This window comes from Williamsia sp. R60, assembly GCF_054063855.1.
This window is the reverse complement of sequence record NZ_JBSSGR010000003.1, coordinates 469,830-493,957: the sequence shown is the minus strand read 5'-3', so window position 1 is coordinate 493,957 and position 24,128 is coordinate 469,830. Positions and strand designations below refer to the sequence as shown.

Annotated in this window: 26 protein-coding genes; 10 read left to right on the top strand and 16 right to left on the bottom strand. The window is 64.6% G+C overall.

What is annotated here, in order from left to right:
• Nucleotides 1–124 precede the first annotated feature (124 nt).
• From ACVWY6_RS15670 to ACVWY6_RS15650, 5 genes are all read right to left on the bottom strand, one after another.
• On the bottom strand, nucleotides 125–919 hold the full coding sequence (locus ACVWY6_RS15670) for a maleylpyruvate isomerase family mycothiol-dependent enzyme (RefSeq protein WP_457539252.1): 795 nt from the start codon (nucleotides 917–919) through the stop codon (nucleotides 125–127).
• Between the two features lie 90 nt (nucleotides 920–1,009).
• Nucleotides 1,010–2,791, bottom strand: coding sequence for a DUF222 domain-containing protein (locus ACVWY6_RS15665; protein ID WP_457539251.1), 1,782 nt, complete (start codon nucleotides 2,789–2,791; stop codon nucleotides 1,010–1,012).
• A gap of 77 nt (nucleotides 2,792–2,868) precedes the next feature.
• On the bottom strand, nucleotides 2,869–3,513 hold the full coding sequence (locus ACVWY6_RS15660) for a histidine phosphatase family protein (protein ID WP_457539249.1): 645 nt from the start codon (nucleotides 3,511–3,513) through the stop codon (nucleotides 2,869–2,871).
• Nucleotides 3,510–4,109 carry a histidine phosphatase family protein gene (locus ACVWY6_RS15655; protein ID WP_457539248.1) on the bottom strand — a complete coding sequence of 200 codons (600 nt, stop codon included), beginning with the start codon at nucleotides 4,107–4,109 and terminating at the stop codon, nucleotides 3,510–3,512. Before ACVWY6_RS15655 ends, ACVWY6_RS15660 begins: the two co-directional genes overlap by 4 nt.
• A 45-nt stretch (nucleotides 4,110–4,154) precedes the next feature.
• Nucleotides 4,155–5,702 carry an AMP-binding protein gene (locus ACVWY6_RS15650; protein ID WP_457539246.1) on the bottom strand — a complete coding sequence of 516 codons (1,548 nt, stop codon included), beginning with the start codon at nucleotides 5,700–5,702 and terminating at the stop codon, nucleotides 4,155–4,157.
• Nucleotides 5,703–5,919: 217 nt separating this feature from the next.
• Here ACVWY6_RS15650 and ACVWY6_RS15645 point away from each other — a divergent pair, with 217 nt between their 5' ends.
• From ACVWY6_RS15645 to ACVWY6_RS15620, 6 genes are read left to right on the top strand one after another with little or no spacing between them, the layout of a single operon-like run.
• Complete coding sequence (locus ACVWY6_RS15645) at nucleotides 5,920–6,948, top strand: thiamine pyrophosphate-dependent dehydrogenase E1 component subunit alpha (protein ID WP_457539244.1); 1,029 nt, start codon at nucleotides 5,920–5,922, stop codon at nucleotides 6,946–6,948.
• Nucleotides 6,949–6,967: 19 nt separating this feature from the next.
• The gene (locus ACVWY6_RS15640; protein ID WP_457539242.1) at nucleotides 6,968–7,993 is read left to right on the top strand and encodes an alpha-ketoacid dehydrogenase subunit beta; all 1,026 of its coding nucleotides are present in this window, start codon (nucleotides 6,968–6,970) and stop codon (nucleotides 7,991–7,993) included.
• Between the two features lie 2 nt (nucleotides 7,994–7,995).
• A complete protein-coding gene (locus tag ACVWY6_RS15635) occupies nucleotides 7,996–9,408 on the top strand; it encodes a 2-oxo acid dehydrogenase subunit E2 (RefSeq protein WP_457539241.1) in 1,413 nt (470 codons plus the stop codon).
• A 13-nt stretch (nucleotides 9,409–9,421) separates the two neighbouring features.
• On the top strand, nucleotides 9,422–9,808 hold the full coding sequence (locus ACVWY6_RS15630; protein WP_457539239.1) for a Zn-ribbon domain-containing OB-fold protein: 387 nt from the start codon (nucleotides 9,422–9,424) through the stop codon (nucleotides 9,806–9,808).
• Complete coding sequence (locus tag ACVWY6_RS15625; protein ID WP_457539238.1) at nucleotides 9,805–10,956, top strand: thiolase family protein; 1,152 nt, start codon at nucleotides 9,805–9,807, stop codon at nucleotides 10,954–10,956. The genes ACVWY6_RS15630 and ACVWY6_RS15625 overlap by 4 nt, the downstream gene beginning before the upstream one ends.
• A 16-nt stretch (nucleotides 10,957–10,972) precedes the next feature.
• Complete coding sequence (locus tag ACVWY6_RS15620; protein WP_457539237.1) at nucleotides 10,973–12,223, top strand: acyl-CoA dehydrogenase family protein; 1,251 nt, start codon at nucleotides 10,973–10,975, stop codon at nucleotides 12,221–12,223.
• Nucleotides 12,224–12,228: 5 nt separating this feature from the next.
• On the opposite strand, the gene ACVWY6_RS15615 is transcribed toward ACVWY6_RS15620, so the two are convergent.
• The 3 genes from ACVWY6_RS15615 to ACVWY6_RS15605 are packed head-to-tail and all read right to left on the bottom strand — an operon-like array spanning nucleotide 12,229 to nucleotide 14,484.
• A complete protein-coding gene (locus ACVWY6_RS15615) occupies nucleotides 12,229–12,525 on the bottom strand; it encodes a hypothetical protein (RefSeq protein ID WP_023958578.1) in 297 nt (98 codons plus the stop codon).
• Nucleotides 12,526–12,548: 23 nt separating this feature from the next.
• Entirely contained in the window at nucleotides 12,549–13,427 is an 879-nt protein-coding gene (locus tag ACVWY6_RS15610; protein ID WP_457539236.1) for an LLM class flavin-dependent oxidoreductase, read from the bottom strand.
• A gap of 37 nt (nucleotides 13,428–13,464) precedes the next feature.
• Nucleotides 13,465–14,484 (bottom strand): aldo/keto reductase, encoded by a 1,020-nt coding sequence (locus ACVWY6_RS15605; RefSeq protein WP_457539235.1) that lies wholly within the window; start codon nucleotides 14,482–14,484, stop codon nucleotides 13,465–13,467.
• Between the two features lie 132 nt (nucleotides 14,485–14,616).
• Here ACVWY6_RS15605 and ACVWY6_RS15600 point away from each other — a divergent pair, with 132 nt between their 5' ends.
• The 3 genes from ACVWY6_RS15600 to ACVWY6_RS15590 are packed head-to-tail and all read left to right on the top strand — an operon-like array spanning nucleotide 14,617 to nucleotide 16,364.
• Nucleotides 14,617–15,231: a TetR/AcrR family transcriptional regulator gene (locus ACVWY6_RS15600; RefSeq protein WP_457539233.1), complete on the top strand. Its 615-nt coding sequence runs from the start codon at nucleotides 14,617–14,619 to the stop codon at nucleotides 15,229–15,231.
• 43 nt (nucleotides 15,232–15,274) lie between these two features.
• Complete coding sequence (locus ACVWY6_RS15595) at nucleotides 15,275–15,793, top strand: SRPBCC family protein (RefSeq protein WP_457539232.1); 519 nt, start codon at nucleotides 15,275–15,277, stop codon at nucleotides 15,791–15,793.
• 31 nt (nucleotides 15,794–15,824) lie between these two features.
• Nucleotides 15,825–16,364 carry a hypothetical protein gene (locus ACVWY6_RS15590; RefSeq protein WP_457539231.1) on the top strand — a complete coding sequence of 180 codons (540 nt, stop codon included), beginning with the start codon at nucleotides 15,825–15,827 and terminating at the stop codon, nucleotides 16,362–16,364.
• Between the two features lie 69 nt (nucleotides 16,365–16,433).
• Here ACVWY6_RS15590 and katG read toward each other — a convergent pair whose 3' ends face one another.
• The 4 genes from katG to ACVWY6_RS15570 all read right to left on the bottom strand — a co-directional run bounded on the left by katG (nucleotide 16,434) and on the right by ACVWY6_RS15570 (nucleotide 20,047).
• Nucleotides 16,434–18,659 (bottom strand): catalase/peroxidase HPI, encoded by a 2,226-nt coding sequence (gene katG, locus ACVWY6_RS15585; RefSeq protein WP_457539229.1) that lies wholly within the window; start codon nucleotides 18,657–18,659, stop codon nucleotides 16,434–16,436.
• Nucleotides 18,660–18,708: 49 nt separating this feature from the next.
• Nucleotides 18,709–19,140 (bottom strand): Fur family transcriptional regulator, encoded by a 432-nt coding sequence (locus tag ACVWY6_RS15580; RefSeq protein ID WP_062797441.1) that lies wholly within the window; start codon nucleotides 19,138–19,140, stop codon nucleotides 18,709–18,711.
• 80 nt (nucleotides 19,141–19,220) lie between these two features.
• Complete coding sequence (locus tag ACVWY6_RS15575; protein ID WP_457539227.1) at nucleotides 19,221–19,646, bottom strand: SRPBCC domain-containing protein; 426 nt, start codon at nucleotides 19,644–19,646, stop codon at nucleotides 19,221–19,223.
• On the bottom strand, nucleotides 19,643–20,047 hold the full coding sequence (locus ACVWY6_RS15570) for a RidA family protein (protein WP_457539225.1): 405 nt from the start codon (nucleotides 20,045–20,047) through the stop codon (nucleotides 19,643–19,645). Before ACVWY6_RS15570 ends, ACVWY6_RS15575 begins: the two co-directional genes overlap by 4 nt.
• A 63-nt stretch (nucleotides 20,048–20,110) precedes the next feature.
• Between ACVWY6_RS15570 and ACVWY6_RS15565 the strand changes: the two genes are divergently transcribed.
• Entirely contained in the window at nucleotides 20,111–21,100 is a 990-nt protein-coding gene (locus ACVWY6_RS15565) for a helix-turn-helix transcriptional regulator (protein WP_023958598.1), read from the top strand.
• Here the strand turns inward: ACVWY6_RS15565 and ACVWY6_RS15560 are convergent.
• From ACVWY6_RS15560 to ACVWY6_RS15545, 4 genes are all read right to left on the bottom strand, one after another.
• Nucleotides 21,056–21,415: a thiocyanate hydrolase gene (locus tag ACVWY6_RS15560; protein WP_457539223.1), complete on the bottom strand. Its 360-nt coding sequence runs from the start codon at nucleotides 21,413–21,415 to the stop codon at nucleotides 21,056–21,058. The genes ACVWY6_RS15565 and ACVWY6_RS15560 overlap by 45 nt on opposite strands.
• Nucleotide 21,416: 1 nt before the next feature.
• The gene (gene scnC, locus ACVWY6_RS15555; protein ID WP_457539221.1) at nucleotides 21,417–22,136 is read right to left on the bottom strand and encodes a thiocyanate hydrolase subunit gamma; all 720 of its coding nucleotides are present in this window, start codon (nucleotides 22,134–22,136) and stop codon (nucleotides 21,417–21,419) included.
• Between the two features lie 16 nt (nucleotides 22,137–22,152).
• Complete coding sequence (locus ACVWY6_RS15550; RefSeq protein WP_457539219.1) at nucleotides 22,153–22,989, bottom strand: SH3-like domain-containing protein; 837 nt, start codon at nucleotides 22,987–22,989, stop codon at nucleotides 22,153–22,155.
• Between the two features lie 103 nt (nucleotides 22,990–23,092).
• Nucleotides 23,093–24,016, bottom strand: a complete 924-nt coding sequence (locus tag ACVWY6_RS15545) for an RNA polymerase sigma-70 factor (protein ID WP_457539217.1) — start codon at nucleotides 24,014–24,016, stop codon at nucleotides 23,093–23,095.
• Between the last annotated feature and the right edge of the window lie 112 nt (nucleotides 24,017–24,128).

Sequence of the window (24,128 nt, the reverse complement as noted above, 5' to 3'; positions counted from 1 at the left end):
GTGGTGGGTGAGAGACAGACGTGGCGTCAGATCACCGGGCACATGGGCAGAACCCGGCTGATCACGCTCGCTGTACCCATCGTCGCGCACGGGCAAACCGTTTCGGAACCCGGGGAGTTGGTCGTCACACGATGTTGATGGTGTCCAACACGGTCGCGGCGAAATCCGAATCACCATCGACGGACACGTGGTCACGCCATGAAGTACGAGTTGTGCCCCACATCACAAAAGAGGTTGCGGTAGAGGCGATCACAGTGTCTGCATCGGCAATTCCGGTCTCGACAACGAGCAGGTCGGAACCGGGTCGAAGGGTCCATTCGCCGCCACCGGGCCCGGAAAGACGCACGCCCAGCGGGCGGTCGAGCACCGAGCTGACCGGCTTGCACATCTGCGGCAGTCCGTCCCACATCCAGCCGATCGCAGCGCTCAGCACCTCGTTGTCGGGTTCGGCGACCGGGCGAGTGACCGGGCCTTCGGGTGCCAGTAGATCCACATACATGTGGCACCACATGTCGAACGCAAAGGCATCCGAAAGTTGGTGACTCTGATACGTTCCCAGGTCTGTCATGGTCATCGGGGTACTTGCCACACCGTCTTGTTGCATCATCTCCAGCACCCCCATGGCGCCGTCGGCGCTGCTCAGGAACTCGTCGGCGACCTGAGTACTGGTCCAGTCGCGGCGCTGCGCCACGAGCAGTTCCTGCATCTCCTCGGCGGTGGCGGGAGTCGGTGCTCCGGGATCCTCGGCCGGGGGATCGACCATCACCTTGAAGTTCGAACCCGTGTGTGCCACCAGGTCTTTCACCGACCACCCGGCGCAGCGGCTTGGTGCCTCCCACTCGTCGGCCGTAAGGCTGCGGACAACGTCCGAGTACCTCTCGGCGAGTTTCTTGCTCGCGACCAACCCGGCTGTGCTCATAGGGGACTCCCTCGGCGAACGATACGCACACTGTGACGCGCGTCTCAATATCGACAGTCAATCAACAAACAGGTGGCGTTGTCAAGTAACTCAGAAGGGTGGAGGAGCGAGCTCGCCCGTCTCCTGACTTCGTCGGCGGTTTCGTTTCCTTTCCTGTTGACGGCGTGCGTGTTTGGCAGCGGTACGCGTCTTCTGTCGGCCGTCCGTGAATGGTGGCGACTGAGATGATGGGCGTCTGCGGGGCACCGGGCCGGCGTCCCAGACGAGACGCGCGAGCACCGGAAACAGGTCTTCGCCGGTCCAGGCTGGGCCGCGATAGGAGCGCCCTTCAGGCGTGATGAAGACGAGCCGGGTGCGACCGTTGCGCGTGTCCGGGTACTGGTCATCGAGCCAGTCGGAGTAGGTCTTGAGCAGATGGTGAAAGCGGCAGAGAACCTTCATGTGGCCCGGGTGGGTATGTCCTCCGGCGGCCGGATCGTTGTGGTTGTACTCGTGGGTGTGGTCGAGGTCGGCGCCCCAGGCCTTGCGGTCGCAGCCAGGCCACGTGCAGTAGCAGTCGCGGATGCGTATGTAGCTGTCTGCGACTGCGGATGGCCTGTACGGGTCGCCTGGTTGTACGGCAGGCAGTGGAACGGCCTGCACAAAAGGCGGTTCGACGGCGTCCGGCGTACCTCTGACGTCGACGCTTGGAATGCTCTGTGTTGCCCGGCAATACGACGTCCGCTGAGTGAGATCACCGTCGGATGATGTGTGTTCTTCGGACACCTGCTCGGGATCTCCGCGGTCGCGAACGAAACTGGGGGCTTCTGCGGACCGGGGGTCGTCCAGATGCGACGTGGGGGCGGTCTCTGCGAAAGACTCGTCCCGTCGCACCTCCCGGTAGTCGTTTCCCATGGAACGGGCGACGACTTCCGGCTTGGTTGCGATGTCGCGCACATGGTCAGCACTGATCACCCCATGTCCGGCGAGGTATCCGGGGCTGTCTGCGCTGCCGTCGACGGTGGCTTGATCGGCGATCACGTGAAGGATGATCTTCACGTCGATGCCCGACGCCACGGCCTCGTGGGTCGGGACCGTGCGAATGTCGGCTGTGCAGGGGTGCTTCGGGTCGTTGGGGCACTGGCAGTAGAACTCGCGGGCCATCACGACTGCGAACAGAGCGTCGGCCATCCGGTCGGACTTGCGTCGTGGGTCGGCCTTGCAGACCGACATCGCCAGCTTCTCGAGGCGCGCCATGATCATGGCGGTCTCTTCGGCGCTCGCGGCCGCATCGATGGCGGACATTCCGTGCTCGATGTTGTTCGACCACACGCCGCGCTTGTTCTTCGCGTCTTCCCGATCGTGACGGACGAGGTCAGGGTCGCGGCGAAATATCGTGGAGTCAACCATGTCTCGCATACGGTTCTTCGACCACGATCCGTTTCGTTGCAGGTGCCCAGCTATTTCGTGGTCGATGTCGGCCATGAACGCTGACCCGTCGATCAGGTCGGTCCTCGAGACGATCGTCGCGATGTGATGAGCTGCAACCCGTCCTTGCCGCAGTTGTTCGTTGACGGCCGGTAGCCGGTCTCGCAGAGCCAATGCTCGCGACAGGTGGTGCTCGGCACCCTGCTGTGTGATCTGCTGCGCCGCTGCCAAGCGCGCCGCGCAGACGGCGAACGGGTCGAGCGCCCTCAGCGCAACCGCGGTGTCCTCATGTGGCTCGACCAACTGCCGGTGCAGCTGTGCGGCAGCGTCGTATCGCGCCCACTCCAAGTAGGCCTGGCCTGCAACCGCTGCCTCGGCGTTACGCAGCAATTCGTTGGGCCGCAGCACCGCCGCCGCCCCGATTCCGGTTGCCCGTTCCTGCTCTGATCTTGTCCCCCCGAACATGTGTTCGAGTGTATCGGAGGGGTCTGACAATCCCCACCGAGTTCGGCTCGCCGGAGATCTCCGGCGTCGCTGACCTGCTAATCCCGCAGGTGCGCGGTCTCATTCACGGACTGGATGACAAACCTGCCCGACCGCAGCACCGCGACGCGGGTCATCGAGGTGTAGCCGGGGTTGAAGAAGAACGGCGAAGGGGCCTGCAGGATGTCGGTCAGCAGGGTGTTGATCACACCGCCGTGGGACACGATGACGGTCAGCTGCCCTGGTGCCCGCTCGGCCGCCTCGGTCACCGCTGTGCGCATGCGGGCCGCTGTTGCGACCTTGTCGAAGTCGGGGATGAACTCGTCATATCGGCCCTCCGCGAAGGCTTTTCCTCGCGGCGTGGCTGCGATGGCCTCGGGCGTGGCGTAGGTGGTGCGGTCGCTGTCCCACTCGCGAAGCCGCTTGTCCACCTGCACATCCAGGGCGTGCGGCTGCGCTGCCAGCAGCGCGGTTTCGTGTGCTCGAGCGTAGTGGCTGGAGACGAACTGGGCCACCGGCTCCGCCCTCAGCCATTCGGCGAGACGCCGGGCTTGAGCGACACCCTCGGCGCCCAGTGAAGGGTCGGCCACCGCGGGGCCTCCAGGTAGTCCATGGCGGACCAGGATGATCTGACTGGCTGTGGCGATGGTGTCGGCGGCGGTGGTGTCTGGGGTAGCGGTGACCGTGTTGTCGACCTGTGTCATGGGTTCACCGTGCCACGCAGGTGGGCGGTGTCGTTGATGGCATCAACAACGGTTACACCGGAATCGAGTCGGCGCAGCCGGGCCACGGAGGTGTAGGCGGGGTTGTGCCAGAACGTCTTCGGCATCTCGAGTACGTCCGCGATGGCTGCGTTGAGGATGCCGCCGTGGGCGACCACCACCACCCGTCCCGATCCGTAACGGTCGATCACCTGCTCCATCGCACTCCTCGCGCGAGCACGGAACTTCGGCAGATCGAGTTGCGGCACATAGTCTTCGAACCGGCCGGCCGCCACGGCGAGTAGCCGGGGATCGTCCGGTCCCATGTCTTCGAGGGCGACATAGTCTTCGGGGCTGATGTCGTCGTCCCACTCACGGAGATCTTCGAGGACAAGATCCACCTCGCGGCCCAACCCGGCTGCGATGGTGTCAGCGGTTTCACGCGCGCGGGCCAGAGGACTGGAGACGATCGCATCGACCGTCTCGTGTCGCAACCATTCGGCGAGTTTGCCTGCGTCGGCGATTCCCTCGGGCGCCAGGACGGGATCACGAACCCCCGACACGGGTTGGCCATGCCGGACGAACAGGATCTCGATCATCGGTGCCTTTCGAAGAGCATCAGGTCGTGCGGACGAACGGGTGACTCAGCCGGCTATCGTGCGGCCGGTGGCCCAATAGGGGGCGCGCAGGGCCTTCTTGTCGAGTTTGCCCATCGCGTTTCGTGCCAGCTCGTCGACGACCACGTATTGCTTGGGGCACTTGTACGAGGCCATCGACTCCTTGGCGAACGATGCAAGCGCGTCGACGTCCAGCGAAGTGCCCTGTGCGGGAACAACAAGCGCGAGGAGCGCTTCACCGAGATCACCGTCCGGTACACCGATCACGGCGACCTCGGCAACATTCGGATGGGTCAGCAGCACGCGCTCACTCTCGGCCGGGTACAGGTTCACCCCGCCGGACACCACCATGTCGGCCACCCGGTCGGTGATGAAGACGTACCCGTCGTCGTCCACGTAGCCGACGTCCCCAAGAGTCGCGACGCCGGGCAAAATGTAGGCGGCAGCGGTCTTTTCGGGATCAGCGTGGTAGACCACACCGCGTTCGGGTGGGGTACGAAATCCCAGCACGCCGACGGCGCCGCGCTCGAGTTCGGTGCCCTCGTCGCCCACGACAACAGCTTCGAACGGCGGTACTGCCCGGCCGACGGAGCGTGGATGTTCCAACCATTCTGCCGAGTCGATCTTGCACACGGTGCCGATCTCGCTGCCGCCGTACGACTCGATGAGTACCGGACCGAACCAGTCGATCATCGCGCGCTTCACGTCTGGTGGGCAGGCCGAGCCGGTATGTGCCACGTACTCCAGGCTCGACACGTCGTAACGGTCTCTCACGGCATCGGGCAAGGCCAGCAGGCGTTGGAAGTGTGTGGGCACCATCAACGTGGAGGTCACCCGATGCGTCTCGATCAGTTCCAAGGTCCGCTCCGGATCGAAACGGCCGAGGATCACCACCGGCTGGCCGGAGAGCAGATGGCGAATCGACGTCAGCGGCCCGTTGTGTTGCAGGGGCCCGACCACCAGGTGGGTGCCTGCCGGGTACCCCGATCGGCCCGCGACTGCCGTCGCGAAGTCGGCGGCGTTGGCCGCGGGCGCCGGCAGCCAGTGCACCTCGGTTCCACGAGCACACCCGGTTGTGCCCGATGTGTAGACCAACGGGGGTCGGGCGGGCCGCTGATCGGGAGCCGCTGTGGCACCCGAGGTGGGGGAAGCGTCCAGAAAGTCAGCCCAGGTGACAACACCGTCGGCGTCGGGAGCGTGGTGTGCGATCACGGCCCGTAAGTTCGCCTTGCCAGCCGCTTCTGTCGCCGATTGGAGGCCAAGGGGGCCGGTGACCACCGCCACGGATCCGGAGTCGATCAACTGGTCGGCCATCTCGCCCGCCTTGAGCTGGCGGGATACCGCCACCGGCCCGACGCCGCGGCCGATGGCTGCAGCGTGCGCGAGCAGGGTTTCCACGTTGTTCTCGCCGATCACCGCGATGCGCTCATCAGGATCACTTGCCAGGCCGATAAGCCGCTCGCCGAGCGCGTCGAGAATGCCCAGGACCTCCTGCCAGGTCGTGACGGTGCGGTCGTCCACCAGGGCTGTGCCGGTGGGATCGGTCATCGCCCGATCGCGGATTCGGTCGAGCATTGACTCAGTCCTTCCAATACGTCCGTGTAGGCGCCCATCGTGCGATTTACTGGATACCAAGTCAAGTAACACGCTGGGCCGCGGATCTCTGTAGTAACTTTATAGTGATTCTACTTACATTCGGCTACAGTAGTGGTCGATACTGCAGAAGAAGTAAACAAAGTCGCCCCCGGCGTCCATGACTGCAAGGTTCGAAACGAGAGAAGAGGTGCTCGTGGTGACTTCGACCGCGACCAACGCAACCCGCGAGGCCATTGAGCCCGTCGGATCCAATGACCCCACTCCGAGCAAAGAAGTGCTGCTCGACCTGCACCGCCTCATGGTCCGAATCCGGCAGTTCGAGACCGAGGCAGGTCGCCTCATGGAGGGCGGCAAGCTACCCGGCTTCCTGCATCTGTACGTCGGACAGGAAGCGGTGGCCGCCGGCGCCATGAGCAATCTGCGCGACACCGATCAGATCTCGTCGACGCACCGCGGACACGGTCACGCCGTGGCCAAGGGGGCGCAGTTCCGGCAGATGTTCGCCGAACTGTTCGGCCGGGTCGACGGCTACTGCAAGGGCCGCGGCGGCTCGATGCACATCAACGACCTCTCCATCGGCATGCTCGGCGCCAACGGGATTGTCGGAGGCGGTATCCCGATCGCCGTCGGAGCTGCGTTCGCGGCCAAGTACCGCGGCGAGGACACCGTTGCCATCCCGTTCTTCGGCGACGGCGCAAGCAACATCGGCGCGTTCCATGAAGCAGCGAACATGGCCGGGATCCTGAACCTCCCGGTGGTATTCGTCTGCGAGAACAACGGCTACGCGGAGTTCACCGCACTGCGCGACCACATGAAGCTCGAGAACGTGGCCGATCGCGCACCTGCGTACGGCTTCCCCAGCGAGATCTGCGACGGAATGGACGCGATCGCCGTGCGTGCCGCGGTGGGGCGCGCCGTCGAACGAGCTCGAAATGGCGGCGGTCCGACGCTGGTCGAGGCCAAAACATATCGGTACTACGACCACCAGGGAGTCAAGGGTCTGCGCAAGACCTACCGGACCGTCGAAGAGGTCGAGGCTTGGAAAGAACGGGACGCCATCAAGCTGCTCGAGGCCCGCGCGGTCTCCGAAGGTGTTGTCACCGAGTCCGAGTTCGCACAGATCTGGACCGAGGTGGACGCCGACATCGCCGAATCCGTGAAGTTCGCTGAGAACAGCCCATTCCCGGACCTGGCCGACTTCGCCCTGAACGTCTACAGCGACTGAACCCGAGAAGGCTGAACACATGTCTACTGCAACAGAATTGGCGACGACCGAGACGTCTCCGGCCGCGCGTCAGACAACCTACGTCAAGGCCTACAACGAGGCCATCGCGCAGATCATGCGCGAAGACGAGGACGTCTTTGTCATCGGCGAGGACGTCGCGGGATACGGCGGCGTCTTCCACATGTACGACGGCTTGCTCGACGAGTTCGGTGATCGTCGGATGGTCGATACCCCCATCGCGGAGATGGGCCTCATCGGGCTGGGAGTCGGTGCCGCTGCGCGGGGTCTGCGTCCGATCGTCGACATCATGTTCATGGACTTCCTCGCGGTCGCGCTCGACCAGGTGGTGAACCAGGCAGCCAAGATGAAGTTCATGTACGGCGGGGAGGTCAAGGTCCCCATGGTGATCGCGGTGGCATACGGCGCCGGCGTGAGCGCGGGCGCGCAGCACTCGCAGAGCCTGGAGAGCTGGCTGGCGCACACCCCCGGTCTGAAGGTGGTCATGCCGTCCAACGCGTATGACGCCAAGGGCCTCATGGTGTCTGCGGTGCGTGACGACAACCCCGTGGTGTTCATGCTCAACAAGGTTCTGCTCGGCGCCCGCGGCGAGGTGCCCGAAGAGATCTACGAGATCCCGCTGGGCCAGGCAGCGATCCCGCGGGAAGGAGACGACGTCACCATCGTCGCGTTCGGACGAATGGTCGCCGAAGCACTCAAGGCGGCCGACATCCTCGAGCAGTCCGGCGTCTCCGTGGAGGTGGTCGACCCCCGATCGGTCCAGCCGCTCGACACCGCCACCATCGTGAAGTCCGCATCCAAGACAAACCGCATCCTGGTGGTCCACGAGGCAGTGACCTTCGGCGGGATCGGCGCGGAAGTGGCCGCCCAGATCCAGGAAGAGGCATTTGACTACCTCGATGCCCCGGTCCTCCGGATCGGAGCACCCTTCACGCCGGTGCCGTTCAGCACCCCGCTCGAAAAGGCTTATGTCCCAGACGCGGACCGCATCGTCGCAGGAGCGCGCCGACTGCTCGAAAGGAACTGATCGTGGCTCAGCAGATCGTGCTGCCGAAGTTGGGGCTCACGATGCAGGAGGGCGTCATCGGTGAGTGGCTGGCCGGCGAAGGCCAGCACATCGCGGTGGGCGACCTGTTGCTGCGGCTCGAGACCGACAAGGTCGAGGTGGACGTGGAGGCCGAGGCCGAGGGCATCCTGGCCACCGGTGCTTCGGCCGGTGACGTCCTGCCGGTTGGCGCGGTGATCGGTTGGCTCCTGGGCGAAGGCGAGTCGGCGCCCGACGGAACGGCTGCCGTCGCGCAGCAGGAACCTGTCGCCGAAACGCGCACCGCTCCTGCCTCGGTGGTCGTGGGTGGCCCCGACGACGGGGGCCGGATCAAGTCCTCTCCGAATGCACGGCGGGTCGCCGTTGCTGCGAACGTGGACCTCTCGACCATCCGTGGCACGGGGCCCGGCGGCCGGATCGTGTCCGAGGACGTCGAGGAACATCTCGCCGCAGCTCCCGCCAAGGCACCCGAACCGACCGCAGCGACTCCGACCATAGGCAAGACCACCCAGACCACCGGCGCGGCAGGCCAATTCGTTGGACCACTCGTTCGTCGTCGCGCGGATGAACTCCGTGTCGATCTCGCGGCGGTCGCGGGGACGGGTATCGGAGGCCGCATCACCACGGCAGATGTCGAGGCAGCGGGCACGGTCGCAGCTCCGGCGGCCCTCGGCGTCGGCTCGCCGACAACGGGTCCCCAAGCGGGTGAGGTCATCCCGCTGACAGGCATGCGAGGTGCCATCGCGCGCAACATGATCGACAGCCTGCAGACGATGGCGCAGTTGACTCATAGCTACGAGGTGGACGTCACCGCATTGGTGGCCGTCCGCGAGCAACTCAAGGCCGAGGCAGCACAATCCGGTTCAAAGGCGCCCAGTCTCAACGACTTCGTCGTCAAGGCAGCGGCTCTCGCGCTGCGTGAGCACCCGCTGCTGAACGCAGGCATCGCCGACGACAAGATCACGCTGTTCGAGGAGATCAACGTCGGTGTGGCGGTTGCGGTCGACGGTGGTCTGATCGTGCCCGTGGTGCGCGACGCAGACAGTCTGTCGGTGGCCGAGGTCGCCGACCGCACCCGAACCCTTGCGTCCGGGGCGCGGACCGGCAAACTGGGTCTGTCGGACATGGAGGGCGCGACGTTCTCGGTGAGCACGCTCGGCGCGTACGGTGTCGATTTCTTCACCCCCGTCATCAACCCGGGCAACGTCGCGATCCTGGGCGTCGGCCGAGTGAAAGACGGCTTCCGTTGGGAGGGTGAGACTCCCGCCCGCACGCAGGTGATGACGTTGAGCTTGACCTTTGACCACCGCGCAGTCGACGGGGCACCGGCCGCCGAATACCTCAAGACGCTGAGTGCAATCTTGGGTCGTCCGCTCTCACTGTTGGCCGGGCGCTAGTCAGGGCTCTGGCATGGAAGGAAGCGTTGTAGACGAGACGTTGTTCGCCCAAGTGGAACCGCCGGTGCTGGCCGGGTCGGGTTGCGCGGGATGCGGTGTGGTGGTGTTCCCGTCCGCGACCCGGTGTCCTGCGTGTCCGAGTGCAGCGATGGAGCAACGGTCACTCCCGACGCGCGGCAGGGTATGGACCTGGACGTCGCAGTCATTCGCGCCGAAGCCGCCGTACGAGGTACCTGAATCGGGTTTCGAGCCGTTTGTGGTCGGCTACGTCGATCTGGGTTCGGTACTGGTGGAGTCAAGGATTCTCGGATCGGTGGTCATCGGTGACGAGGTGGAATTGCGTCTTCTCCCATTGGCCGGGGGCGACATCTCCTTTGCGTTCGAGAAGGTCGCCGAATGAGCGCCAGGGACGTCTACATCGTGGGTGCAGGCATGCACGCGTTCGGTCGGCACCCCGGGGTGACCGGTATGGACATGGGTGAGCACGCATTGCGGGCCGCTCTCGTCGATGCAGGACTCGAATGGTCCGACATCGATGCCGCCGTCGGTGGGAGCAATGTGTCCGGCAAGCCGGATTCGCTTGTGTCGCGGCTCGGTTTGACCGGCATACCGTTCACCACCGTCAAGAACGGCTGTGCAACAGGCGGAGTGGCATTGTCGACCGCGGCCGACATGCTCACTGCCGGACGCGCGAATGTGGTTGCGGTCGTCGGGTTCGACAAACACGAGCGGGGGGCGTTCGGCTCGGATCCCGCCGCGTACGGACTCGGTCAGTGGTACGCCCGGAGCGGGATGATGGTCACCACCCAGTACTTCGCGATGAAAACCCAGCGGTATCTGCATCAATACGGCATCGACAGGACAGCGCTGGCGGCAGTCGCCGAACGTGCTTTCGCCAATGGTGCAGCGCATCCGATGGCGTGGCGTCGCACACCGCTCACCTCACAGCAGGTGCTCGACGCCGCGACAGTCAACGATCCGCTGACGCAGTACATGTTCTGCTCGCCCGGCGAAGGTGGTGTGGCGTTGATCCTCGCCCGCGGCGACCGTGCCCATGACCTGTGCGACAACCCGATTCGGCTCGCGGCTGTCGAGGTCCGAACCCGGCGCTTCGGGTCGTTCGAGGTGTTCTCACCCTGGCTGCACACCGACCCGGTGAACAGCCCCAGCATCGACGCCGCTGCAGCCGCGTTCGATGCTGCGGGTGTGCGCCCGGCTGATGTCGGCGTTGCGCAGTTGCAGGACACCGACTCTGGCTCAGAGTTGATCCATATGGCCGAGACCGGACTGTGCCGGCACGGCGAGCAAGCCAAACTGCTCGACTCGGGTGCCACCCGTCATGACGGAGAACTGCCCATCAACACCGACGGCGGCTGTCTGGCCGGCGGCGAGCCCATCGGTGCGTCCGGATTACGCCAGGTACACGAGGTGGTCCGCCAGTTGCAGGGGCGCGCCGAAGGCCACCAGGTGCCAGATCAGCCGGAGATCGGTTTCACCCACGTCTACGGTGCCCCGGGCCTGTCGGCATGCACGGTCTTGACCGTCTGAGCACGAAAGGACCATCGTGACCGAAACTTTCGACACCGTGCCGGCTCTCGCCGACTTCCAGGAGGAGGTACGCCACTGGCTGGCGTCCATCGTGGACCCGCGGCCGGCGCCGACTCCAACGGACAAGCCCGACCTCGCGGTGTTCCGTAACCTGTCCGACGAAGACGAACTCGATTTGCTCGATGCCGTCCGGGCGTATCGCCGGCAGCGTTTCGATGCCGGCTATGGCGCCGTCACGCTCGCCGTCGAACACGGAGGCCGTGGACTGCCTGCCTCTTTCGCATCGGCGATTGCACAGGCCGAGCGGGAGTTCGACGTCCCACCGTCCACTGAGTTGATCAGCGTCACCACCGGGCTTGTCGGTCCCGCCGTTGCCATGTTCGGAACTGACGAGCAGCGGGCAAATTACGCGAACCCGTTGCTGCGTACCGATCTTCTCGCGTGCCAACTGTTCAGTGAGCCTGGCGCCGGTTCAGATCTGGCCGCTCTGAGTTGTCGAGGTGTCCGGGAGGGCGACGACTGGATCTTCAACGGCCAGAAGGTGTGGTCGTCGGGTGCCAGATTCGCTGATCTGGGCATGCTGCTGGCCAGAACCGACCCCGACGCCCCAAAGCACACGGGGATCACCGCGTTCCTGATCCCTCTTGATGCAGAGGGCGTCGACATCCGGCCGATTCGGCAGATGAGTGGTGGCGCCTCGTTCAACGAGGTGTTCCTCCAGAACGTTCGGGTGTCGGACAGCATGCGACTCGGTTCGGTCGGTCAGGGCTGGAAGGTCGCCAGTGCCACATTGGCATTCGAACGTACGGCGTCCGGGTCGGTCACCCGGAAGAAGGGCGGTTCGGTCGCCGAACTCGTTGCGTTGGCCAAATCGCTGGGTCTTGTGGACGATCCGCTGGTACGTCAAGACCTGGCGGACGCCTACATACGCTCAGAACTGCGTGCCGCGACCGCCGACCGGGTCGCTCGTGCCGCTGCAGCCGGACGCTCGCCCGGCCCGGCTGCGTCGGTGGGCAAACTGATGGCTTCCGATGTGCTCGGACGTATCGGTGAGATCGCCGCAGACCTGCTGGGCAACAACATCACCGCTGCCGTGGACCCTGATCAGTTCGCCTGGACGGAGCATCTACTGGGCAGTCCGGGCTACCGGCTGGCGGGTGGCACCGACCAGATCCAGCGCAACATCATCGGCGAGCGGGTACTCGGCCTTCCGCCTGAGCCGCGTGAAGACCGCGACAAGCCGTGGTCGCAACGGGACAGACTCTGACGGCGCTACTGGCCGTCTTCACCAGGGCGAGGCACGTCGGCCTCCCAGCGTGCGCGCCGTTCGTCCACCGTCTGTTCCCACCACGGTGTACCGCGTTCGCCGAGAGCCACTTTCGTGGCCTGGACACCCGCTCGTGACTCCGGCGCGCCGCTGGTCCGTTTCACCTCGCGACGCCAGGCCATCAGTATCGAGCGCAACTCGGCACTTCGATCCTCAGGAATCGCGGGATCCGTGGCGCGCCAGCGGCGCCCGCCCACCACGATGTAGCGACCGTCGTCGGTGTGTTCGACTTCCTTGGCCATGCGGTCCAGGCTGCCACAAGTGGTCAAGCGTGTGCGTGAGCGGATGTGCCGATGAGTTCATCGGCCACCCAGCGGGCCACGCGGACCGGGTACGGAGCGGGCAGACCCAGCACGATGTGCCCGAAGCTGGCATCGACCACTCGGCCGATCGTGTCCCGGGTGCGCTCCGGCTCTTCATAGGAGACCGGCACATGGATCGACCGAGTGATTGAAGCAGGATCGCGACCGATCTCGACGCAGTAGCGATCCAATAGAGCACTGCGCGCGATGACATCGGCGATGTCACCGCCGGGAATGTTCCAGATGTCTGCGTGCTCGGCCACGATGCGCAACACTGCGGCCGAACGCCCGGCGATCAACAACGGCGGATGTTGACGCTGAACAGGTTTCGGATTCTGCAACGCCCCGGTCAGTTGCACGTACTGGCCATCGAAGTCGAACGGGGAGTCCTCAGTCCACAGGCGTTTGATCACCACGCAGGCCTCGGTGAGACTCCCCACCGCATGAGCGACGTCGTGGAACGGCAAGCCGTGCGCGGGGTACTCGCGTCGAGCTTCTGGAGGGTTCGGGCGCGAGCCCGCTCCGATCCCGAAGTCCAACCGACCGTCGGCGATGATGTCGACGGTGGTGGCGATTTTCGCTAGCATCGCCGGTGGTCGAAAGCGGTTGCTGGTGACCAGGATGCCGAGGCGTAGGCGCTCGGTCTCTGCGGCGAGAGCCGAGAGCAGCGTCCAGCCTTCGAAGATGGGCCCGTTGGGGTCGCCACCGATCGGCATGAGGTGGTCGAACAGCCAGGCATGTTCGATCTCGGGGATCGCGTCCGCCTCGAGCCACACGCGGAGGACGTCGCGGTAATCGACTTGTTGTTGAGCGGTGAGGATGCCGAAACTTGGGGTGGCCATGAGCATGCGTCCTTGAATGTTGGGGTGGCGATGGACGTCAGCGACGTCGCAAAGAGGGGTCGAGGAGGGAAGGAGGGGTGTCCACTTTCTCGTCCGGGGCGATATCTGTTCCGGGGGAGACAATGGCGTCGATGGCATCGAGGATGTCTGACGAGAGCACCGTGTCGGCGGCCGCAGTCTGAGAATGTAGATGTTGCAGCGTACGGGGGCCGATGATGGCACTGGTCACGCCGGGATGAGCGGTGACGAAGCCGAGCGCGAGTTGGATCATGGTCAGGCCCGCCTGGTCGGCGACACCCGCCAACTGCTCCACTGCCTCCATCTTGGCGCGGTTCACCGGGATCGTGGTGTCGAACCGGGCCGGCATCAGACCAGAACGGCTGGTTGCGATCTCACGACCTTCGCGGATCGCGCCAGACAGCCAACCCGACGCCAGTGGGCTCCACGCCAATACGCCCATTCCGTACTCCTGCGTGACCGGCAACACATGGGTCTCGATGCCCCGTTGCAGGATCGAGTAGCTGGGCTGTTCGGTCACATATCTGCTGAGGCGGTATTCACGGGACGCCCACTGTGCCTGAACAACTCGATATGCGGGGAACGTCGAGGAGCCGAAATAGCGAATCTTGCCCGCCCGCTGCAGGTCTGTGAGTGCAGAAAGAGTCTCCTCGTCGCTGGTGGTCGGGTCCCACCGGTGGATCTGGTACAGATCGACGTGGTCTACGCCGAGCCGGCGGAGGCTGTTGTCGAGCTCCATGGTGAGCCAACGGCGGGAACTGCCTTGATGATTCAGTTCTTCGCCCATCGGCATGTTTGCCTTCGTCGCCAGGATGATGTCGTCGCGGCGACCGGAGATCGCGCGGCCGACCATCTCTTCGGACTCTCCCTGGCCGTACATGTCGGCTGTGTCGATGACATTGATCCCAGCGTCGAGAGCGGCATCGACGATGGCGATCGCTTCCTCCTGGGTGGTGCGACCGATGGCGCCGAAGTTCATCGCTCCGAGCGCCAATGTGCTGACCTGGACGCCGGTACGACCCAGGGTGCGGTACTTCATAGTGTCTCCTCTGACGGTGTGACGCGAGAGCTTGTGCGGCTCTGACATACTGGACAAAGCGGAACAGTGTTCCGTAAAGGACGATACGGAACAATGTTCCGTTTGCCAAGTGGAAGGGCCGAAAGCTCTGTGGTGAACAAACAGACGTCTGCGGCACAGGACGGTCAGGGTGGAACGGAGAGCGAGGGCTCGCCACCTCGGAAGCGGTCAGATGCGCGACGGAACGAGAAGACATTGCTCGACGCGGCCGCTGCGGCCTTTGTGAGCGCCGGCGTCGACGCGCCGGTGCGCGACATCGCCGCCAGGGCGGGGGTTGGCGTCGGCACCATTTATCGGCACTTCCCGAACCGGGCCGACCTGATCGTCGCCGTCTACCGGCACCAGGTCGAAGAATGCGCGCAGGCCGGCCCGGCGCTCCTGACGTCCGTAACGTCTCCGCACGCCGCGCTGACCCAGTGGATCAATCTGTTTGTCGACTTCCTGGTGACAAAGCACGGTCTTGCCGAGGCGCTACAATCGGACGACGCAGGGTTCCAGACCTTGCACAGCTACTTTCTCGAGCGGCTCGTGCCCGTGTGTGCGTCTTTGCTCGAAGCCGGCGCGGCAGCCGGCGAAACCCGTTCAGACGTAGCCGCATTGGAGCTGATGAGGGGCGTCGGCAACTTGTGCATCGGATCGGGTGGCAACTCGAGCTACGACGCACGACGGATGGTCGGGCTGCTCATGGATGGGTTGCGCGTTCGCTGACGCGAGGTATCCGCCGCGGCCTACCCGCCACTACTGTCGAGAGATGCCCACAGCCAAGCGCCTCATGCAGGTCTCCGACAGCATCGACATCGCAGCGGACCCCGGTCGTCTGTACGAGATGGTCAGTGACCCGACCCGGATGGGTGAATGGAGTCCGGAGAACCTGGGTGCAACCGTGGTGAACCCGGCGGCCGACGGTGCAGCTTTTGTGGGAATGGTGTTTCACGGGCGGAACAGACGTGGGAGCGTCAACTGGGTTACACGTTGCACGGTCACCGCTGCCGAGCCCGGTGCGCATTTCGTTTTTCGTGTGGATGCGATCGGCCCGAAGACGCCGCGGCTCAAGGGCCCGATCGCCACGTGGGAGTACAGGTTCGACACCGTGGAGGCCGGTCGCACCCGCGTCACCGAAACGTGGTCCGACGACAGGATCAAGTGGCCCGATGCGGTCGCGGCCGTCTTTGACCGGGTCGCCACGCGAGGCATGACGTTCTCGCAGTTCCAACGACGGAACATCGCGAAAACGCTTGAAGCACTGCGCTCAGCTGCCGAAAGTCGGTAGAGCGGACGTTCGGTGATGTAAAACTGTGCCGATGACCTGGCACCGCGTATTCCCGCTCGCCCGCATCACCGGCCATGTTGCCTGGTGGGTGTTCGTGGTGGTGACGTTGTTCGCAGGTGGCATCACCTGGACGGGGGCCAGCGAGTACCTTGGCCCCGCATCCGGCACGGGATGGTCGGGAAATCGGCAGGCCTACAGCGAGATCACAGCTCCGGTCGCCATCGCCAACTTCACGGGCACGTCGTCGTTCGAAGCCAACTCCTGGCCCGGCCCAGGGGCCGACCCGTGGACCGAGCTCGAGGTGTTGTCGGTGATTGCGTTCGTAGTGGTGATCCTCGCAGCTGTTGCCGCGGCCATCTCGGTACGCCGGTTGGTGCCTGGGGTCGTGACGGTTGCGGCGCCGTGCGTTGCCTTCGGGTTGCTGCTGTTGGCAACTCCCGGCGTCCTCGACAGTGTTCGGTTCGGGACGATGCAGACACTGGGATTGGTGCTGGTCGCGGTTGCGGTGCGTGAGGTGTGGGCTCGCCGGTTTGCCCCGCGCTCGGGGATCGATACTTCAGGCAAGCCGTGACAAAAGTCGATGCCGGCCCCTGAACGGGACCGGCATCGACGTGATCTGTTCTGTCAGTTGATCAAACGATCACTTCAGGTCGAAGCGATCATTGTTCATGACCTTCACCCATGCGGCGACGAAGTCGTTGACGAACTTGTCCTTGGCGTCGTCCTGCGCGTAGACCTCCACGAGCGCACGCAGCTGAGAGTGCGATCCGAACACCAGATCGACATCCGTCGCGGTCCACTTGGGAGCACCCGTCGACCGGTCGCTGCCCTGGTAGATGCCGGCATCGGAGTCGGATGCCTTCCACTCGGTGCCGATGTCGAGCAGGTTGACGAAGAAGTCGTTTGTCAACGTGCCCGGGCGGTCGGTGAAGACGCCGTGCTTGGTGTCGCCGTGATTGGCACCCAGTGCGCGCAGACCACCGACCAGAGCGGTCAGCTCCGGTGCGGTCACGTCCAGCATGTAGGCGCGGTCGAGCAGCAGCACCTCCGCTGGTGTCTTCTCTCCGGTGCGAACGAAGTTGCGGAATCCGTCGGCCCGCAGTTCGAGCACCTTGAACGACTCCGCATCGGTCTCCTCCTGCGAGGCATCCGTGCGGCCGGGGCTGAACGGCACCGTGACGCCGTGGCCGGCGTCTTGCGCAGCCTTCTCCACGGCAGCGGAACCGGCGAGCACGATCAGGTCGGCCAGCGAGATCTTCTTGCCACCCGAGCCGTTGAAGTCCTGCTGGATCTGCTCGAGAACGGTGAGCACCTTTGCCAACTCGGCAGGCTCGTTGGCCTCCCAGTTCTTCTGCGGCTCAAGGCGGATACGTGCACCGTTCGCACCGCCACGCATGTCGGTGCTGCGGTAGCTGCTCGCCGACTTCCAGGCGGTGTTGACCAGCTGAGCCACCGACAGACCGGACTCGAGCACCTTGCTCTTGAGCGAGGCGATGTCCTGGTCGTCAACCAGTTCATGGTCGACTGCCGGAACCGGGTCCTGCCACAGCTGTGCCTCGGGGACCCAGGGGCCCAGGAAGCGGGTGACGGGTCCCATGTCGCGATGCAGGAGCTTGTACCAAGCCTTGGCAAAGGCCTCGGCGAGCTGCTCGGGGTGATCGAGCCAGCGGCGGGTGATCTCGCCGTAGATGGGGTCTTCACGCAGGGCGACGTCGGTGACCAGCATGGTGGGGGCACGGCCCGGTCCGTCGAACGGATCGGGGATGGTGCCCGCTCCGGCACCGTCCTTGGCGACGAACTGCCATGCGCCGGCGGGGCTCTTGGTCAGTTCCCACTCGAAGCCGTAGAGGTTCTGCAGGAACCCGTTGCCCCACTGGGTGGGGGTGGAGGTCCACACGACCTCGAGACCGCTGGTGACGGTGTCCTCGGCCTTGCCCTTGCCGTAGCCGTTCTTCCAGCCCAGACCCTGCTGCTCCTTCGGCGCGCCTTCGGGCTCGGGACCGATCTTGTCGGCGTTGTGGGCGCCGTGGGTCTTGCCGAAGCTGTGTCCACCGATGATCAGCGCAGCGGTTTCCTCGTCGTTCATGGCCATCCGGCCGAACGTCTCGCGGATGTCCTTGGCTGCCGCGATGGGGTCGGGCTTGCCTTCTGGCCCTTCGGGATTGACGTAGATCAGGCCCATGGTGGTGGCGCCGAGCTGCTCGTTGAGCTCACGTTCGCCTTCGTAACGCTTGTCGGTGCCCAGCCATTCGTCCTCAGGACCCCAGAACACCTCTTCGGGCTCCCAGATGTCTGCCCGGCCGAACGCGAAACCGAAGGTCTGGAAACCCATCGACTCGAGTGCGCAGTTGCCGGCGAAGACCAGGAGATCGGCCCACGAGATCTTGCTGCCGTACTTCTGCTTGACCGGCCACAGAAGCCGGCGGGCCTTGTCGAGGTTTGCGTTGTCGGGCCAGCTGTTGAGCGGCGCGAAACGCTGTGCGCCCTGACCGCCGCCACCGCGTCCGTCGAACACCCGGTAGGTGCCCGCGGAGTGCCAGCTCATGCGGATGAACAGGCCGCCGTAGTGCCCGTAGTCGGCCGGCCACCAGTCTTGCGACGTGGTCATCAGATCGATGACATCGGCCTTGAGTGCCTCCACGTCGAGCTTCGCGAACTCTGCTGCGTAGTCGAAGTCCTCACCCAGCGGGTTCGACTTGGACGTGTGCGCGTGCAGGATCGACAGGTCGATCTGTTCCGGCCACCAGTCCTTGTTGGTGAGCGGGGCATGCCCCTTGGGCTTCGGCGATGGGATCGCCGGGTTCTCGCTCTCACTGGCGGTAGCGGTTCCGGCGTCTGAATGGGGCGGGCGACTATCGGAGGTCACTGCGTTCCTTTCGCGGTTAGGTTGATCGGGCTGTGATCACGGGCTGTGATCAAACTCTGGTCGCGTCGGCACAATCGGGGCACAGACCCCAATAAGTGACCTCGGCTTCGTCGAGCAGGAATCCGTGCGAGTCCGAAGCGCTGAGACAAGGCGCTTCTCCGACCGCGCAGTCGGCATCGGCGATCACGCCGCACGCGCGGCACACCACGTGGTGGTGATTGTCGCCGACCCGGGATTCGTACCGTGCGACGTGGCCGGCCGGTTGTATCCGACGCACGAGCCGTGCAGTTGTCAACGCGCCCAGCACGTCGTAGACGGCTTGGCGCGAGACGGAGGGCAGCACTGCGCGCACGAGACCGAAAACGGTGTCGGTGTCGGCGTGCGGATGACTGTCCACGGCTTCCAGAACGGCCACCCTGGGTTGGGTGACGCGGAGGTCTGCGGCGCGTAGCCGTTCCGCGTTGTCCGGTGTGGTGGCCATGGTGACCACGATAAGCAAAGTGTCGGCCCGATGGGAAGGTTTTTCTGGAATCAGTCAAAAAAAGATTCGCCGCGGAGTGGTCAGGCGTCGAGGGCGTCCAGTGCCGCGACCACAGAGGCCATGACGGCCCGCCAGTGGGTGCGCTGTTGTTCTCGCTCGCCTGCATCGAGCAGTCGCTCCTGGTGGAAGCGGATCATCGTCTTGCCGGGTCCGCCGGCCCTCACCGCGAGCTGCACGGTGCTGTCGTGATCCCAGTGGGGTGGCTGCCACGTCAGTCGGATCCGGTCATGCCAGTGGAAAGTCCTTGTCTCGCCGACGATTCCGTCGTGGGTCTGGTATGCGCGACCCCTTTCGTCCAGCACCGACACCCCGTGCCCGAGCCACAGTGGCGTCCCCTCGGCCGAGGTGAGGAAATCCCAGACGACATCGATCGGACAATCCGCCGTCTTCGAGACACCGATCTGCCACCCCGCGTCCTTGGTGTGACCGGTCTCGCGCGAGCTCATCGCATGACGGCGGCGATCGCGGACAGCTCGACGAGTGCACCGGGGACCGCCATCGATGAGACCATCGCCGCCGCGATCAAGGGCGGATCGCCTGTCGGGTCGAGAGCTTGTGCGGCAACGGCATAACCAGCGGTGAGGTCGATGCCGTCGACCGCGAACAGCGTCATGCTCACCACGTCCGACATCGTCGCCCCGGCGGCGGCCAACGCGGTCTGCAGGTTCTTCATGACCTGTGCGGTCTGGGCTCCGACGTCGTCGCCACCGACGATCGCCCCGGTGGCATCGACCGCGTTCTGGCCGCCGACGTAAATGGTCGTGGCCCCTGGCGGGACCACGGCAACGTGACTGAACGCCGGGCTACGTACCAGCCCTTCGGGCCTGATCAATGTGATTGTGTCCATGCGAGGAAAGCTAGACCAATACCCTGCCAAGAACTGTCAGGGTTTGGCATCATCGTCAACCTGATGTCCACACCCACCGGTCGTCGCCTGCAGATGCTGGCGATCTTGCAGTCGAACCCGGGTATCAGCGCGGGCCGGCTGGCCGATCGCCTCGATGTCACCGAGCGCACGGCGCGACGCGATGTGGAGCATCTCCGAGATCTGGGCTATCGGATCGACGCCGAACCTGGCCGTTTCGGGGGGTACACGCTCGCCGCCGGATCGGTGACTCCGCCTCTCGTCCTCGACGCCGACGAGGCACTGGCGGTCGCCCTCGGGCTGCACGGGTCGGTGGGGGTCGGGGGATTGGCCCCCGCCGCGGTCACCGCACTCGCCAAGTTGACCGAGACCATCCCGTCGCGCCTGCGCGGGCGGTTCGAGGCGGTGGCTGCAGCCGAGGCCCTCGAGGGTGGCGAGATGGTGTCTGCAGACGCGGGTGTGCTCGTCACCTTGGCGCTTGCGTGCCGATCAGGGGAGGCCGTCCGCTTCCGGCATCGCCGACGCACAGATCACCGTGGTGAGGCACGCGATGTTCAGCCACTGAATCTTGTCCGGGCAAGTGGGCGTTGGTATCTGGTGGGCAACCAGCGTGGGTCGCAGCAGTGGCTGACCTACGCCCTCGACCGGATCAGCGATGTGAGGCCGCTGGGCACGAGGTTCGGTACCCCGCCCCCACCTCCCGATGCCGCGGCCTTCGTGGCAGACGCCTTCGCTCACGGCTGGCGGCACCACATCCGGGTGCGGCTTTACATGTCGGGCGACGAAGCAAGACGAATAGTGCGTCCGGTGGTCGGCTCGGTCACCGACGACGGCGACGATTGCGTACTGACGCTTGGTGCCGACGACCTGGATTGGGCTGCGCGCTGGCTGATTTACCAGAACTTCGACTTCGATGTGCTGGAGCCGCCCGCACTGAACGACAGGTTGCGTGCGCTCGGGACATGGATCGCACACCGGTACGGCGAGGCGTCAGGCCTCGAGTCGGGCACGGACGGCGGAGAGCCGCTGACGTAGCTCGGTCTCGTCGATCACGCCACGATCCAGGAGGGAGTGCGCTAGCGAGATCAACTGGCTCTCGGGGTAGGGCACATCCGCATAGATCGTCGATGACAAGCGGTCCTCGTCATCCCTGCGGTCGGTGACACTCGGCGCTTGGGCGGAAGCGGCTCGATCGAGCGCGTCACAGACGCCATCAAGACTGGTCTTCCACGGCGGTACCGGGTTCTCGACGCCGTATTTCTGCGCCATCGTCGGCCACACCTGCCCCCGTTCGATGATCTCGGCGAGCGGTGCGTAGTCGCTCTTGCTCCCGGAAGTGCTGTCTCCCATGTCAATTGTCCTGTGCGGGGTGGATGGCGGCCCGTGTCTCGGTGATGACATTGGTGGTCACGCCGGGTTTCGGCAGCGCCACCCCGATGAGGCTGTCGCGGGTGATGATCTCGGCGAGCTCGTCTTCGCTCCAACCCTCGGTGCCAGGCGGTTGCATGGGCATCACCATGAATCGGTGCTTCTGATTCGAATCTTGCACCCGCACAGCAACATCGTCGGGAAGGTAGAGGCCGAATTCGGCGAGTACCTGACGGGGCCACCGAACCATGCGGCGCCGGTAATTGGGGGTGCGGTACCACTCAGGCGAGTTGCCGAGGATGGGTCGCGGATAGCAGGAGCACAGCGCGCAGACGATGACGTTGTGAACGGTGGGGGTGTCTTCGAGAATGGAGAAGGCGGTGAAATCGCTGGGGGTTCCGAAGCCGGTGGGTTCGAGCCAATCAACACCGACCTCCTTGCTTGCCGCCATCGGTTCACTCAGGGCGAGTTGTTTGAACTCGGGATCGAGCCAGGCGCGTGCAACGAGGCGCGCCGCGGGCGTCGGCCCGATCTGCTCCGCGAATTCGGTGAACAGCCGGTGTTCTTCTGCGGTGAAAAGCCCTTTCTCGATGCAGAGTTCGCGCAACGCGATCTCGAGCACCTCGAAATCGGTCACCTCGTCGACCATCGGGGCGACAGTCCGCTCGTGGTCGTGATCGTGGTTGTGGTTGTGCTCGGTCATTCCCCCTGTCCTTCCCCTACGCCGATGCAAGCCACCGTTGCGGTATCTCGGTGCGCAGGATGTCATCTGGTGTGCCGGTATAGCCCTCCCACAGCTCCGCCATCTCGAACCCGACGACGTAGAACCACTCCGGTTTCGCGTCCTCGCGACCCCATGTCTCGTCTTCGGGTGCGGGACTCTCGTAGGCGACGGATTCGATCCGTCCATGGGCTCCGCGCACATACTCGGGTGTGCGGGTGTAGAGCAGCACCGGGAGTTCGCGGACGAGGACGCGATCGCCAACTGCGAACGCGGGCTCACCGGCCCGTCCCGCGTAGATCTGCGGATCCCCGATTCCCACCGCGTGCCGATGATGGGTGTTGCGTGAGACGCCGGACCCGTCGCCCTCGTGGCGCGGTGTGGCCTCGAGTCTGTTGCCGGACAGTCCGTCCGGGTAGCGGTTCTGAACTTCCAACATTCGCTCGGCGAGTTCTCCGAGCCCGATGTGGTGCTTCTCCACGAGTATCCGCGCAACGGCGTAAAGCCAACGGCCGTAATACGGTATCCCGAGGTACACCGCTCGGCCGACGTCGACGTTGCCGATGCGCCGGCGTTCTTCGGACAGCCAGATTCCCCGCCACGCGAGAACCTCGCACATCACGTATGTCATGTGCTCCCAGTACTCGTACGCCTTGTTCTCGTACTTCAACGGCGCATCGGGTTCGCCGCCGACGTCGTGAACGGGCTTCATGTACGCGACAAACCGTTTGTGGTCGAGAAGGTCTGGTGTCGGTGCGTCAGGGAGTTCGGGATAGGACGACTGAAGTCGGGCGATCAGGTCGAGTTGCTCGGCGCGTTCTTGTGAGGTGCTCATACGCCCTCCTCAGGAGTCGCACCTTCGGCGTGTTCGAGCAGTGAATGTACTCCGCGTTCTTATCGGGCGAACCGGAATTCGGAAATATTCGATGGGGAAGAACTCACCGATCAAGTGAGACCTCTTGGGCAAGACGGGAGAGCTTATCGGGATTGCGCACGATGTAGAGGCCCGTGATCTTGCCCTCGTCGAACCTGAACGACACCGCATTGTCGATCTGTCCATCGATGCTGACGATGATAGCGGGGGAGCCGTTGATCAGGACTCGCTCGGTGGACACCGATCCATCGATTCGTGGCAGGCCGCCGGCGAGGAGTCGTGCCACGCGGTCGGACCCGACGATGGGGCGCACAACGGCCTTCTTGACACCGCCTCCGTCGCCGAGGAGAACCACATCAGGTGCGAGGAGGTCGACCAGTTCTTGCAGATCACCCGTTTCGACGGCGTGCTGAAAGGCTTGCAGGGCAACCCGCGATTCGTCAGGACTCACAGTGCCTCGCGGTCGGCGAGCGGCAACATGAGCGCGGGCTCGGTGAGCAATCTGTCTGACGGCGGCGGAGGTCTTGTCGACGGCGATCGCGATCTCGTCATACGGAAGGTCGAACACCTCCCGCAATACGAACACCGCCCTCTCGGTGGGTGCAAGAGTCTCCATCACGAGCAGCATCGCCATCGACACGCTCTCGGCCAGCTCGACGTCATCCGCCACATCGGGTGCTGTCAGCAACGGTTCCGGCAGCCATGGGCCGACATAGGACTCACGTCGACGTCCCAGCGTCCGCAACCGTGACAGTGCCTGGTGGGTGGCGATTGTGACCAGATACGCGCGCTCGTTGTGCACGTCGTCGAGGTCGACTCCCGCCCAGCGCATCCAGGTCTCTTGCAACGCATCCTCGGCGTCGGCAGCCGAACCGAGGATCTCGTAGGCAATCGTGAACAGCAGATTGCGATGAGCGAGGAACACGTCGGTCGCGGCATCAGAATGTCCGCCGGGGGCGGCGGCTGCGGTCAGGGGCTCGTCGGTCATCGGTGCCTTCCTTGCGTTGGTCGCTTGTTCCCATCAGACGCCCGTGTCGGCGAATGTGTGACACCTGGCTGGGGGTGTCACAACCGGAGGCTCGCCGACATCTCGTGGTTGT